Annotated in this window: 12 protein-coding genes; 4 read left to right on the top strand and 8 right to left on the bottom strand. The window is 70.4% G+C overall.

Translation table 11 applies throughout. From position 1 onward, the window contains the following. Positions 1-188 precede the first annotated feature (188 nt). The gene (recA, locus tag ACIQJT_RS31675; RefSeq protein ID WP_053848833.1) at positions 189-1,313 is read left to right on the top strand and encodes a recombinase RecA; all 1,125 of its coding nucleotides are present in this window, start codon (positions 189-191) and stop codon (positions 1,311-1,313) included. Between the two features lie 4 nt (positions 1,314-1,317). Further along, positions 1,318-2,250 carry a recombination regulator RecX gene (gene recX, locus ACIQJT_RS31670; RefSeq protein WP_402649283.1) on the top strand — a complete coding sequence of 311 codons (933 nt, stop codon included), beginning with the start codon at positions 1,318-1,320 and terminating at the stop codon, positions 2,248-2,250. A gap of 64 nt (positions 2,251-2,314) precedes the next feature. Here recX and ACIQJT_RS31665 read toward each other — a convergent pair whose 3' ends face one another. The 7 genes from ACIQJT_RS31665 to ACIQJT_RS31635 form a co-directional block, all read right to left on the bottom strand. Beyond that, positions 2,315-2,851, bottom strand: a complete 537-nt coding sequence (locus ACIQJT_RS31665) for a cysteine dioxygenase (protein ID WP_402649282.1) — start codon at positions 2,849-2,851, stop codon at positions 2,315-2,317. 76 nt (positions 2,852-2,927) lie between these two features. Next, a complete protein-coding gene (locus ACIQJT_RS31660) occupies positions 2,928-2,975 on the bottom strand; it encodes a hypothetical protein (RefSeq protein ID WP_309506048.1) in 48 nt (15 codons plus the stop codon). A 116-nt stretch (positions 2,976-3,091) separates the two neighbouring features. Then, on the bottom strand, positions 3,092-4,696 hold the full coding sequence (locus tag ACIQJT_RS31655) for an FAD-dependent monooxygenase (protein ID WP_402649281.1): 1,605 nt from the start codon (positions 4,694-4,696) through the stop codon (positions 3,092-3,094). Between the two features lie 188 nt (positions 4,697-4,884). After that, the gene (locus ACIQJT_RS31650) at positions 4,885-5,799 is read right to left on the bottom strand and encodes an amino acid ABC transporter permease (protein WP_402649280.1); all 915 of its coding nucleotides are present in this window, start codon (positions 5,797-5,799) and stop codon (positions 4,885-4,887) included. After that, complete coding sequence (locus ACIQJT_RS31645) at positions 5,796-6,464, bottom strand: amino acid ABC transporter permease (RefSeq protein WP_365456321.1); 669 nt, start codon at positions 6,462-6,464, stop codon at positions 5,796-5,798. Before ACIQJT_RS31645 ends, ACIQJT_RS31650 begins: the two co-directional genes overlap by 4 nt. A 108-nt stretch (positions 6,465-6,572) precedes the next feature. Continuing rightward, positions 6,573-7,418: a glutamate ABC transporter substrate-binding protein gene (locus tag ACIQJT_RS31640; RefSeq protein WP_053848839.1), complete on the bottom strand. Its 846-nt coding sequence runs from the start codon at positions 7,416-7,418 to the stop codon at positions 6,573-6,575. A 61-nt stretch (positions 7,419-7,479) separates the two neighbouring features. Beyond that, a complete protein-coding gene (locus ACIQJT_RS31635; protein WP_365456327.1) occupies positions 7,480-8,256 on the bottom strand; it encodes an amino acid ABC transporter ATP-binding protein in 777 nt (258 codons plus the stop codon). Positions 8,257-8,568: 312 nt separating this feature from the next. Between ACIQJT_RS31635 and ACIQJT_RS31630 the strand changes: the two genes are divergently transcribed. Both ACIQJT_RS31630 and ACIQJT_RS31625 read left to right on the top strand, forming a co-directional pair. Continuing rightward, entirely contained in the window at positions 8,569-9,255 is a 687-nt protein-coding gene (locus ACIQJT_RS31630; protein WP_365456330.1) for a response regulator transcription factor, read from the top strand. A 209-nt stretch (positions 9,256-9,464) separates the two neighbouring features. After that, positions 9,465-10,847 carry an ATP-binding protein gene (locus ACIQJT_RS31625; RefSeq protein ID WP_402649279.1) on the top strand — a complete coding sequence of 461 codons (1,383 nt, stop codon included), beginning with the start codon at positions 9,465-9,467 and terminating at the stop codon, positions 10,845-10,847. On the opposite strand, the gene ACIQJT_RS31620 is transcribed toward ACIQJT_RS31625, so the two are convergent. Then, positions 10,837-11,832, bottom strand: coding sequence for a TAXI family TRAP transporter solute-binding subunit (locus ACIQJT_RS31620; protein WP_402649278.1), 996 nt, complete (start codon positions 11,830-11,832; stop codon positions 10,837-10,839). The genes ACIQJT_RS31625 and ACIQJT_RS31620 overlap by 11 nt on opposite strands. Positions 11,833-12,154: the final 322 nt, after the last annotated feature.

Below are 12,154 nucleotides of genomic sequence, written 5' to 3'. Positions count from 1 at the left end.
GACACAAAAATCGAACATCCATTCATATGGAGGCTCCGGCGAAGCGGACGGCGGGTGTTTCGACATGGTTTGCATGGAGAAGTCCCCGAGTTATCCACAGGCCGGACGGGCGTCGGGGCGCATTGTCAGTGGCAGGCGTTAGCGTCTTTGACGTGAAGCGATCGACTCAAGCAAATCGGGTGGAACCCATGGCAGGAACCGACCGCGAGAAGGCGCTCGACGCCGCGCTCGCACAGATTGAACGGCAGTTCGGCAAGGGCGCGGTCATGCGCATGGGCGAGCGGCCGAACGAGCCCATCGAGGTCATCCCCACCGGGTCGACCGCGCTCGACGTCGCGCTCGGCGTCGGCGGCATCCCGCGCGGCCGAGTGGTGGAGGTGTACGGACCGGAGTCCTCCGGCAAGACGACCCTGACCCTGCACGCGGTGGCCAACGCACAGCGGGCCGGCGGCCAGGTGGCCTTCGTGGACGCGGAGCACGCCCTCGACCCCGAGTACGCGCGCAAGCTCGGCGTCGACGTCGACAACCTGATCCTGTCCCAGCCGGACAACGGCGAGCAGGCTCTGGAGATCGTGGACATGCTGGTCCGCTCCGGCGCCCTCGACCTGATCGTCATCGACTCCGTCGCGGCCCTCGTCCCGCGCGCGGAGATCGAGGGCGAGATGGGCGACAGCCACGTGGGTCTGCAGGCCCGTCTGATGAGCCAGGCACTGCGGAAGATCACCAGCGCGCTCAACCAGTCCAAGACCACCGCCATCTTCATCAACCAGCTCCGAGAGAAGATCGGCGTGATGTTCGGCTCCCCCGAGACCACGACCGGTGGCCGGGCGCTGAAGTTCTACGCCTCGGTGCGCATGGACATCCGCCGCATCGAGACACTGAAGGACGGCACTGACGCGGTCGGCAACCGCACCCGGGTCAAGGTCGTCAAGAACAAGGTCGCACCGCCCTTCAAGCAGGCCGAGTTCGACATCCTCTACGGCCAGGGCATCAGCCGTGAGGGCGGCCTGATCGACATGGGCGTGGAGCACGGCTTCGTCCGCAAGGCCGGCGCCTGGTACACGTACGAGGGCGACCAGCTCGGCCAGGGCAAGGAGAACGCGCGCAACTTCCTGAAGGACAACCCCGACCTGGCCAACGAGATCGAGAAGAAGATCAAGGAGAAGCTGGGCGTCGGCGTGCGTCCCGAGGAGCCCGCCGCGGAGCCGGGAGCGGACGCCGCGGTGACCGCTGCCGCGGACGACACCGCGAAGGTGCCGGCACCGGCGGCCACCAAGGCGACGAAGGCCAAGGCTCCGGCGGCCAAGAGCTGATCCCGTGACACGGCGAACCGACTGGGCCGAGTACGAGGACGCTCCGCGAGGGCGGGGCGCGCAAGGCGACGGGGGTTCTGCCGGGCCGATCGGCGAAGGCTTCGGCGACGGTACGGGGCATGGAGCGGACGGGGGACACAGCCGTGCGGTGCCGTACGGCGGCGAAGGGGCGGTCGGCGACGACTTCCCGTACGGCGCCGGTCCGTCCCGCCGCGGCGGTCGTTCCCACAGTGACGGGGGGACGTACGGCGACGGTGGGCCGAGCGGCGACGAGTCCGGTGACGGCCCGTTCGGCCGCAGCTCGCGCCGAGGCGGCGGAGCACCCGGCGCGGGCGGTTCCCGGGGGCGTCGGCAGCGCCGGCGCGGCTTCGGGGAACCGCTCGGCGAGGACGGAGGCGGCCCCTCCTTGTCGAGGGCCGAGAAGGGGGAGCCTCCGGCGGACCCGGTGGAGCGGGCGCGGGCGATCTGTCTGCGCCTGCTCACCGGGACCCCGCGCACGCGCAAGCAGCTCGCCGACGCCCTGCGCAAGCGGGAGATCCCGGACGAGGCCGCCGAGGAGGTGCTGTCGCGGTTCGAGGAGGTCGGGCTGATCAACGACAGTGCGTTCGCGGACGCCTGGGTGGAGTCCCGGCACCACGGCCGGGGACTTGCCCGGCGGGCACTCGCCCAGGAGCTGCGCACCAAGGGCGTCGACTCCACACTGATCGACGCGGCCGTCTCGCAGCTCGACTCCGAGCAGGAGGAGGCGACGGCCCGCGAGCTCGTCGACCGCAAGCTCCGCGCGACGCGAGGCCTCGACCGCGACAAGCGACTGCGCCGCCTCGCCGGCATGCTCGCCCGCAAGGGCTACTCCGAGGGGATGGCCGTGCGGGTGGTCCGGCAGGCGCTGGAGGAGGAGGGGGAGGAGACGGAGTTCCTGGGGGACGAGGGGCTCTGAGACGGGGAGTCCCCGTGAGCCCACCCGGCCTCCCCCTACGAGCAGCCCTCCGGCGTTCTCGTGCTCACTGCCAGTCCTCCGGACGCTCCACGTGCTCCAGCCGCAGGATCGGGCCCGTGCGGCTGTAACGGCGGATCTGGGGGAGGGGCGGGTAGTAGGCGTGCACGGAGATCGCGTGCACCTCGGTGGACTCGTTGAGGACCTCGTGGACGTGGTGCTGTCCGAAGGAACGGCCCTTGCCGGCCGGCAGCCGCCGCTCGCGGTCCACGTCGTCGGAGAGTTCCAGCGTCTTCCAGCCGTCGGCCGGCAGCCGGGCGGCGAGGGAGTTCTCCCTGAGCTCACCGGCCGCGGTGATGAAGGCGCCGACCGACTCGGCGTGGTCGTGCCAGCCGGTGCCGGTGCCGGGCGGCCAGCCGATCAGCCAGGCCTCGCTGCCACCGGGCCCCTCCAGACGCACCCAGGTGCGGCCTTCGGGGTCGAGCGGGAGCGAGTCGATCAGCTCGGTGTCGGCGGCGGTGCGCCGTACGAAGTCGAGGAGTTCGGCCTGGGTGGGCGGCGCGACGGCGGTCGAGACCGAGGGAAGGGCGGGGGAGACAGACACGGGTACCGTCCTGAGAAGAGTTCGCGACAGCGTGCCGTCGCACAGGCGCGGCACGCGGGGGAGAGAAGAGGCGAATTCAGCAGGACGGGCGACACACGCAGCCCGCATAGCGGACGAGGTCCATATGGACCCTCCGCCACAGGCGCACACAGGTGTCGGTCACGATCCGGAGTACACCATGACGCCGACGGCTGTTTCAACTCACTGTCACTATGTGGACGCACAGTGACAGTGAGCACGTCAACGTGAACCGGCCCCCGCGTTCGCCTCGGTCTTCGCCGGAGGGCCGCCGAGCGCCGTCTCGGCCGCCGAGTACAGATCGGCCGGGCGGACCCCGCTCAGTGCCGTGACGAGGTGGCCGTCGGGGCGTACGAGAAGGACCGTGTGCGGGGCCGCGCCCGGGTACTCCTCGGCGACCAGGAGTTCGGCGGAGTGCGGCAGCGCGCTCACCGCCGCGGCCAGGCGGGGCATGATCCCGGCGGTCACCCAGTGCTTGCGCTCCCACACCCCGGTGCCCGGTGCGATCAGGACGACGAGCAGCGCGCCCCGGCCGAGCCGGTCGCGCAGTCGTACGAACGAGCCGTCCTCGGCGGTGACCCGCACATCCGTGACCGACGACCCCGGGAGTGTGTCGACGGGCACCTCCCCTTCGAGGTGCCTGGGCGCGAGGGGTGAGTCGGCGTACGCCCCCGGCGCGCCGAGCGGGCCGCGCCCCAGGTGACCGTCCGTGAGCAGCGCGTCGTGGCCGCGGGCCGAACCGGGGACGACCGAGCGCAGGCCTCCGCCGCCGCGCAGCAGCGGCAGCGCCTGGTCGGCGGCGCGCAGCCGCCCGGCGACGACCGCGCGCCGCTCGGTCTGGTAGCTGTCGAGAAGCGCCTCGTGCGGGCCGTGGTGCCAGGCCAGGGCCAGTTTCCAGGCGAGGTTGTCGGCGTCCCTGAGGCCCTCGTCGAGCCCCTGGGTGCCGAGCGCCCCCAGACAGTGCGCCGCGTCCCCGGCGAGGAAGACCCGGCCGGCACGCCAGCGGCGGGCCAGCCGGTGGTGCACGGTGTGGACTCCGGTGTCGAGAAGTTCGTACGGCGGTGTCGAGCCGCCTGTCCAGCCCGCCAGGGTCTCCCGGACGCGGGACACCAGGAGCTCGGGGGTGACCAGGTCCTTGCCCGGCGGCAGCAGCCAGTCCAGACGCCACACGCCCTCGGGGAGCGGGCGGGCGGTGATCTCCCCGGCCGACGGTCCCGAGGTCCGCCACGGCGGCATCCGGTGGAGCAACGCCCGGTCCTCCCAGGGGAGTTCCGCGCGCAGGGCGGCGACGGCGTGGCGTTCCACGGCCGTACGGCCCGGGAAGCGGATGTCCTCCAGCTTGCGTACAGTGGAGCGCGAGCCGTCGCAGCCGACCAGGTAACTCCCGCGCCACCACGTGCCCTTGGCGCCTCGGGTGTGGGCCGTGACGCCCGAGCGTTCCTGCTCGACGGTGTCGAGACGGCTGTCCGGGACGAGCCTGACCAGCTGCTCCCCCGCGAGGGCGGTACGCAGGGCGCCGGTCAGGACGTGCTGGGCGAGGTGCAGGGGCGCGTCCCCGGCCTCCTCGAAGTCGACCTCGCGCATCACCTGCTTGCGGCGCATCGACCGCCATCCGGCCCAGTGCACACCCAGCTCGCCGACCGGCACCCCGGTCAGCCGGGCCATGAGGGCGGCGGTGTCCTCGTGCAGTACGACGGTGCGGGCCAGGCGGGGTTCGTCCTTGCCGGGCCCCTCGTCGAGGACCACGGAGGGGACCTCCTGACGCGCCAGCGCCAGGGCGAGCGTGAGCCCGACGGGCCCCGCTCCGACGATGATCACCGGGTCCACGACGCGGCGCCTCCTGCCCGCGGCGGAGTCCTCAGGAACGTAGGTGAACAGGAGGTTGGAGCAGGGTGCACGATCACAGAACGTATGCAACCCATTGCCGGTGCTTGCGTCAAGTGACGGAGGCAGTGGCGATCATGCCACTGCCTCCGTGTCGGTGGCATGCGCGGTTCATGCCGCCTGACCCACTGTCAGAACGCGCCGCCACCGGTGTTCTCGCCGGTCCCGTAGGTGCCGCGCACCGCGGCCGGGTTGACCTCCACCGTGTCCTCGCCCAGCACCGCCCCGGTGCTCTTCTTGCTGCGCCGCAGCCGCTGCTCCAGCCAGCTCGCGAAGCTCGTGAGGAGGAAGTTCACGATGATGTAGACGATCGCGACGACGATGAAGCTCGGGATGACGTTGGCGTAGTTGGCGGCCAGCGTCTGGCGCGCGTTGAGCAGCTCGGTGAAGCCGAGCATCACGCCGCCCAGCGCGGTGTCCTTCACGATGACGACGAGCTGGCTGACGATCGCCGGCAGCATCGCGGTGACCGCCTGCGGCAGCAGGATGTTGGTCATCGTCTGGCCCTTGCGCAGGCCGACCGCGTAGGCCGCCTCCGTCTGCCCCTTGGGCAGCGAGAGGATGCCGGCCCGGACGACCTCTGCGAGCACCGAGGCGTTGTAGAGCACGAGGCCGGTGACGGCGGCGTACAGGGGGCGCTGCTCGCTGGAGATGTCCGTGGAGCGGACGTAGAACTCGTTGGCGAACAGCATCAGCAGCAGGACCGGGATCGCCCGGAAGAACTCGACCACCGTGCCGGCGGCGCCCCGGACCCAGGCGTGGTCGGACATGCGGGCGATGCCGAAGACCGCGCCCAGCGGAAGGGCGATGATCATGGAGATCGCCGCGGCCTTGAGGGTGTTGCCGAGGCCCGGCAACAGGTAGGTCGTCCAGGCCTCACCGGTGGTGAAGGGCTCCCAGAGGTTCCACTCGAGCTGGTTCTTGTCGTCCATCTTCTGCCACACCCACCACAGCAGCAGGAGGAGCAGCAGGGTGAAGACGACGGACAGGAGGACGTTGCGCCGTTTCGCGCGGGGTCCGGGAGTGTCGTAGAGGACCGAACTCATCGCTTCACCGCCAGTCGCTTGGCGAGCCAGCCGAGGATGAGGCCGGTCGGCAGGGTCAGTACCACGAAGCCGAGCGCGAAGACCGCGCCGATGGCGAGCGTCTGGGCCTCGTTCTCGATCATTTCCTTCATCAGGAGGGCGGCCTCGGCCACACCGATCGCGGCCGCCACGGTGGTGTTCTTGGTCAGCGCGATCAGCACGTTGGCCAGCGGGCCGATGACCGAGCGGAAGGCCTGCGGGAGCACGACGAGACGCAGGGTCTGGCTGAAGTTCAGCCCGATAGCGCGCGCCGCCTCGGCCTGGCCGAGCGGCACCGTGTTGATGCCGGAGCGGATCGCCTCGCAGACGAACGAGGCGGTGTAGACGATGAACCCGAGCACCGCCAGCCGGAAGCCCTGGACGTCGAAGTTGTCCGCCGCGCCCATCGTCACACCGAAGATGTCGGCGAGGCCGAGCGAGGTGAAGACGATGATGACCGTCAGGGGGATGTTCCGGACGATGTTGACGTAGGCGGTGCCGAATCCGCGCATCAGGGGGACCGGGCTGACCCGCATCGCGGCCAGCACGGTGCCCCAGATCAGGGAGCCGACAGCGGACAGGGCGGTGAGTTTCACCGTCATCCAGAACGCCCCGAGGACGTCATAACCTTCTAGAAAGTCGAACACGATCTCCCGCGCTTCCGGGTGTGTGGCGTGTGTGGGGCGTACGTGGACGGGCGCGGCGCGCCGCCGCCCTGATCGCGGCGGGCGGCGGCGCGCCGGTGGGTCCCTGCGTTACTTGACGATGGTGCCGATCTTCGGGGCGGGCTCGTTCTTGTAGCCGGCCGGGCCGAAGTTGGCGTCGACCGCCTTCTGCCAGGAGCCGTCGCTGACCATCTTCTCGAGGGCGGCGTTGACCTTGTTGACGGTCGCCGTGTCGCCCTTCTTCACGCCGATGCCGTAGTTCTCGTTGCTCAGCTTGAGGCCGGCGAGCTTGAACTGGCCCTTGTACTTGTCCTGGGAGGCGAAGCCCGCGAGGATCGAGTCGTCCGTGGTCACCGCGTCCACGGCGCCGCTCTGGAGGCCGGCGATGCACTCCGAGTAGCCGCCGTACTGCTTGAGCTGGGCCTTCGGGGCGAAGTCGTCCTTGACGTTCTGAGCCGAGGTCGAGCCGGTCACGGAGCACAGCTTCTCGCCGTTGAGGTCCGTGGCCTCGCTGATCTTGGAGTCCTTCTTGACCAGCAGGTCCTGGTGGGCCAGCAGGTACGGGCCGGCGAAGTCGACCTTCTGCTTGCGCTCGTCGGTGATCGAGTAGGTGGCCGCGATGATCTTCACGTCGCCGCGGGCGAGCGCGTTCTCACGGTCGGCGCTCTTGGTCTCGACGAACTCGATCTGGTCGGGCTTGTAGCCGAGCTCCTTGGCCACGTACGTCGCCACGTCCACGTCGAAGCCGGAGAAGGAACCGTCGGGCTCCTTCAGGCCGAGGCCGGGCTGGTCGTACTTGATACCGATCTTGATCTTGCCGCCGCCGCCGGAGCCCGAGCCGGAGCTGTCGTCCTTGCTGTCACCGCCGCACGCGGTCGCGGACAGGGCGAGGGCGAGGACGGCGGCCGAGGCGGCGGTGACCTTGCGGAGCTTCATGGTGAACATCCTTTGGTGGTGAAGAGAGCGAGAGCCGTCGGTGGTCGATCCGGGTGGCACGTCAGTGGTGCAGGATCTTCGACAGGAAGTCCTTGGCGCGGTCGCTGCGCGGGTTGCTGAAGAACTGGTCGGGCGCAGCCTCCTCGACGATCCGTCCGTCCGCCATGAACACCACGCGGTTTGCGGCCGATCGTGCGAAACCCATCTCGTGCGTGACGACGATCATTGTCATGCCGTCGCGGGCGAGCTGCTGCATGACCTCCAGCACCTCGTTGATCATCTCAGGGTCGAGCGCCGACGTGGGCTCGTCGAAGAGCATGACCTTCGGGTCCATCGCCAGGGCCCGGGCGATGGCGACACGCTGCTGCTGACCGCCGGACAACTGGGCGGGGTACTTGTCCGCCTGGGTGGCGACGCCGACCCGGTCGAGCAGGGAGCGCGCCTTCTCCTCGGCCTTCTTCTTGTCGGCCTTGCGGACCTTGATCTGGCCCAGCATCACGTTCTCGAGCACGGTCTTGTGCGCGAAGAGGTTGAAGGACTGGAAGACCATGCCGACGTCGGCGCGCAGCCGGGCCAGTTCCTTGCCCTCCTGGGGCAGCGGCTTGCCGTCGATGGTGATCGAACCCGTGTCGATCGTCTCCAGGCGGTTGATGGTGCGGCACAGGGTGGACTTCCCGGACCCGGAGGGTCCGATGACCACGACGACCTCGCCGCGGGCGATCGTCAGGTCGATGTCCTGGAGTACGTGCAACGCGCCGAAGTGCTTGTTGACGCTCTTCAGGACGACCAGTTCGCCGGTCGCGGCCACATCTTCCTTGGCCACCGATACTTCGGTCATCGCTCTCTGGCTCCGTCCTCCTCGGTTTCGGAGGACAGTAGTGACCCCACGCGACCAGCGTCATTAGTCTTGAGGGGAATCTGAGCATCACGATCCGATAGCAATCGGACACGTGTCGTAGCACTTGCCACCAGTGCGCATCCGGTGTGCGTATCGGCCGGGTAACGGAAGGGCGGCGCAACCGGAACGCTCTTGACGCCGTCCTCATCCATCAGCATGACTGCACGGTGCGCACGCGCGCGTGCGTACGCACATTTGTACCTGTTCACTGCATATTCAGATAGTACGTCCGATGGTCAAAAGGGGGCCGGGGTGAGACTTCTCCTCGTCGAGGACGACAACCACGTGGCCGCCGCGCTGTCCGCGGTGCTCGCCCGGCACGGTTTCGACGTCACGCACGCGCGCAGCGGCGAGGAGGCCCTCCAGGCGCTCGTCCCCGAGGGCGACGGCTTCGGGGTCGTGCTGCTCGACCTCGGGCTGCCCGACCAGGACGGCTACGAGGTGTGCGGCAAGATCCGCAAGCGCACCAGCACTCCGGTGATCATGGTGACCGCGCGCTCCGACGTCCGCTCCCGCATCCACGGGCTGAACCTCGGCGCCGACGACTACGTGGTCAAGCCGTACGACACGGGGGAGCTCCTCGCCCGCATCCACGCCGTCAGCCGGCGCACCGTCCACGAGGACGCGCCCGGCGGCGCGGACACGGCGCTGGTCCTCGGCGCCGTGCGCATCGAACTGCCGACCCGGCAGGTCACCGTGGACGGCACGGTCGTGCAGCTCACCCGCAAGGAGTTCGACCTCCTCGCACTGCTCGCCCAGCGGCCCGGTGTGGTCTTCCGGCGCGAACAGATCATCAGCGAGGTCTGGCGTACGAGCTGGGAGGGCACCGGTCGCACGCTGGAGGTCCATGTGGCGTCCCTGCGGGCCAAGTTGCGGATGCCGGCGCTGATCGAGACGGTGCGGGGGGTCGGGTACCGGCTGGTGGCGCCGGGAGCGTGAGGCGGGCTTCGCGCGGGTGCGGGGAGCCGGGGCGAGGGCTCCGGTGGCCGTGCGCGGGCGGGACCTGTGCGACGCTCGGGGGAGGAGATGTCCGGTCGGGTGAGGACGGTGGCTGTGGGCGCGGGTGACTGCGGTGCTCGGGGTGCCCCTGTGAGCCGTGGCGGCCGCGGGGTGCGCTCGCGGCTTCGCGGCGGGGCGTAGGCGGAGCCGTGCGTACACGTCTTCTCCCGTTGCTCATCATGCTCATGGCCGCCGTGCTCATGGCCCTGGGCGTGCCGCTCGCCGTCGGGATGGCCTCCGCGCAGCAGCAGAAGGTCGTCGTCGACCGGATCGACGACACCGCGCACTTCGCCGCGCTCGCCCAGTTCGTCACCGACGCCTCCGACGAGCGCCTGGAGACCCTGGAGAGCGAACTCGCCAGCTACTACAAGGTCTACGGCATTCGCGTCGGGGTCTTCTACGACGGTGATGTGCCCATGGCCACCGCGCCCGGCGGATGGTTCCTCCCCAAGGAGGGCGAGGTCCGCGACGCGTTCGGCGAGGCGCTGCTCAGCCGGCGCAGCCAGGACCCCAAGCAGGTGTGGCCCTGGCAGCGCGGCCGGCTGGTCGTCGCCTCCCCGGTGATCCGGGACGGTGACGTGATCGCGGTCGTCGTCACCGACTCGCCGACCGGACCGATGCGTTCGCGGATCCTGCACGACTGGCTCGTCATCTTCGCGGGCGAACTCGCCGCCATGCTGCTGGCCGTCGGCGCCGCGCTCCGGCTCACCGGCTGGGTGCTCAGACCCGTACGGGTCCTCGACGCCACCACCCACGACATCGCCACCGGGCGGCTCAAGTCGCGCGTGGCGGTCGCGGGCGGCCCGCCCGAACTCAGGCGCCTGGCCAAGTCGTTCAACGAGATGGCGGACAACGTCGAGGACGTGCTGGAGCAGCAGCGGGCCTTCGTCGCCGACGCCTCGCACCAGTTGCGCAACCCGCTCGCCGCACTGCTGCTGCGCATCGAGCTGCTCGCCTTCGAACTCCCCGAGGGGAACACCGAGATCGCCTCCGTGCAGGCGGAGGGCAAACGGCTGGCCCAGGTGCTCGACGACCTCCTCGACCTCGCGCTCGCCGAGCACACCGAGGCGGACCTGAGCGTCACCGACATCGGGGAGCTCACCGCCGAGCGCGTCGCCGCCTGGACGCCGACCGCCGAGGCCAAGGGGGTACGCATGGTGGGGAACTGTCCGCCCACCACCGCCTGGGCCGACCCCGTCACCCTCTCCAGCGCCCTCGACGCCGTCATCGACAACGCGCTCAAGTTCACCCCGGAGGGCGAGACGGTGTCGGTCACCGTCGCCGCGGACGGGGACACCTCGACGGTCGTCGTCGCCGACCGCGGACCCGGGCTCACCGACGAGGAACTCTCACGGGTCGGTGACCGGTTCTGGCGCAGCGGGCGGCACCAGAACGTCAAGGGGTCCGGGCTGGGACTGTCCATCTCACGGGCCCTGCTGGCCGCGGGGGGCGGGTCGATCTCGTACGGTCACCACGAGCCGCACGGGCTGGTCGTGACCGTCTCCGTGCCGCGCAGCCGTCCTACGGCTTGACCGAGCGGTAGTAGCGGCGGGCCCCGTCGTGAAGGGGGACCGGGTCGGTGTAGATCGCCGTGCGCACGTCCACCAGCTGGGCGGAGTGGACGTCCCGGCCGATGCCGTCCCTGCTCTTGATCACGGTCCGGGTGAGCCACTCGGTGAGCCCGGGGTCCATGTCCTTGCGGGTGATCAGCAGGTTCGAGACGGCCATCGTCGGGACGGTCGTGTTGTTCTGGACGGACGGGTACGCCGACGCCGGCATGTTGGTGGCCCGGTAGTAGCGGGTTGGCTCGCCCTCGGCGTGCAGCTTCGCCACGAGGGCCGGCTCGATGGGAACGAAGCGGAACGCGGAGCGTTCGGCCAACTGCTTCAGACCGTCGGTGGGCAGACCGCCCGACCAGAAGAACGCGTCCAGGCCGTGGCCGAGGAGCTTCGGGCCGGTGTCGATGCCCTCGGCCCTCGGCTCGATGTCCCTGTCCGGGTCGATGCCGGCGGCGTCGAGCACCCGGTCCGCTATCAGCCGTACGCCGGAGTTGGGGACGCCGATGGAGACGCGCTTGCCCTTCAGGTCGGCCACCGTGCGGATGTCCGAGTCGGCGGGGACGACGAGCTGGACGTAGTCGTCGTAGAGGCGGGCCACGCCGCGGAGCTGGTCGGCGCCGGGGTCGCGGTTCTGCTGGTAGCTCTCCACCGCGTCGGCGGCGGCGATGGCGAAGTCGGCCTTTCCGGTCGCCACGAGTCTGACGTTCTCCTGGGAGCCCGCGCTGGTCTCCAGCCTCACCTTCACGTCCGGCATGTCCTTGTGGATCTCGTCCCGGAGGAGCCGGCCGTACTTCTGGTAGACGCCCGCCTTCGTGCCCGTGCTGAAGGTGATCGTGCCGGTCGGGGGGGTCTCGCCCAGCGGGAGCAGCCACCACAGGAGCAGGCCGAGGGCCACGAGGGTGGCGACCGCGGTCTGGAGCGCCTGGCGGCGGCTGAGGTGGGGGAACGGCGGGGGCATGCGGTGATCCTGCCAGGGGGGGTGGGGGGCTGGCCAGTGTGGTTGGTTTGCGGGGGGCTCTGCGTGCGGGTTCGGTGGGGGCGGGCGTTTTTGCGCAGTTCCCCGCGCCCCTGAGATCCTGCGGCGGCCCGTTGCTGCCCGGTGGGGGCGTGTGTAGCGCGTGCGGTGCGGTTTGGGGGCGGGGCCGGGGGGGGGGGGGGGGGGGGGGGCGGGGGCGGGGGCGGGGGGGGGGGGGGGGGGGGGGGGGGGGGGGGGGGGGGGGACGTTGGTTCTGGTGGTTCTCGGGGTGTGGGCCGTGGTGGGGCGGCGGCGGGCTGCGGGG

Origin of the sequence: Streptomyces sp. NPDC091972 (assembly GCF_044756385.1) — a bacterium.
GTDB lineage: Bacteria > Actinomycetota > Actinomycetes > Streptomycetales > Streptomycetaceae > Streptomyces.
The sequence above is the reverse complement of the archived record's forward strand: the minus strand, read 5'-3'. Positions and strand labels throughout refer to the sequence as shown.

What these genes read in the sequence shown, in the direction of transcription:
- recA (WP_053848833.1), top strand. Translation starts at nt 189, where the DNA reads ATGGCAGGAACCGACCGCGAGAAGGCGCTCGACGCCGCGCTCGCACAG.
- ACIQJT_RS31650 (WP_402649280.1), bottom strand. Translation starts at nt 5,799, where the DNA reads ATGAGTTCGGTCCTCTACGACACTCCCGGACCCCGCGCGAAACGGCGC.
- ACIQJT_RS31640 (WP_053848839.1), bottom strand. Translation starts at nt 7,418, where the DNA reads ATGAAGCTCCGCAAGGTCACCGCCGCCTCGGCCGCCGTCCTCGCCCTC.
- ACIQJT_RS31635 (WP_365456327.1), bottom strand. Translation starts at nt 8,256, where the DNA reads ATGACCGAAGTATCGGTGGCCAAGGAAGATGTGGCCGCGACCGGCGAA.
- ACIQJT_RS31620 (WP_402649278.1), bottom strand. Translation starts at nt 11,832, where the DNA reads ATGCCCCCGCCGTTCCCCCACCTCAGCCGCCGCCAGGCGCTCCAGACC.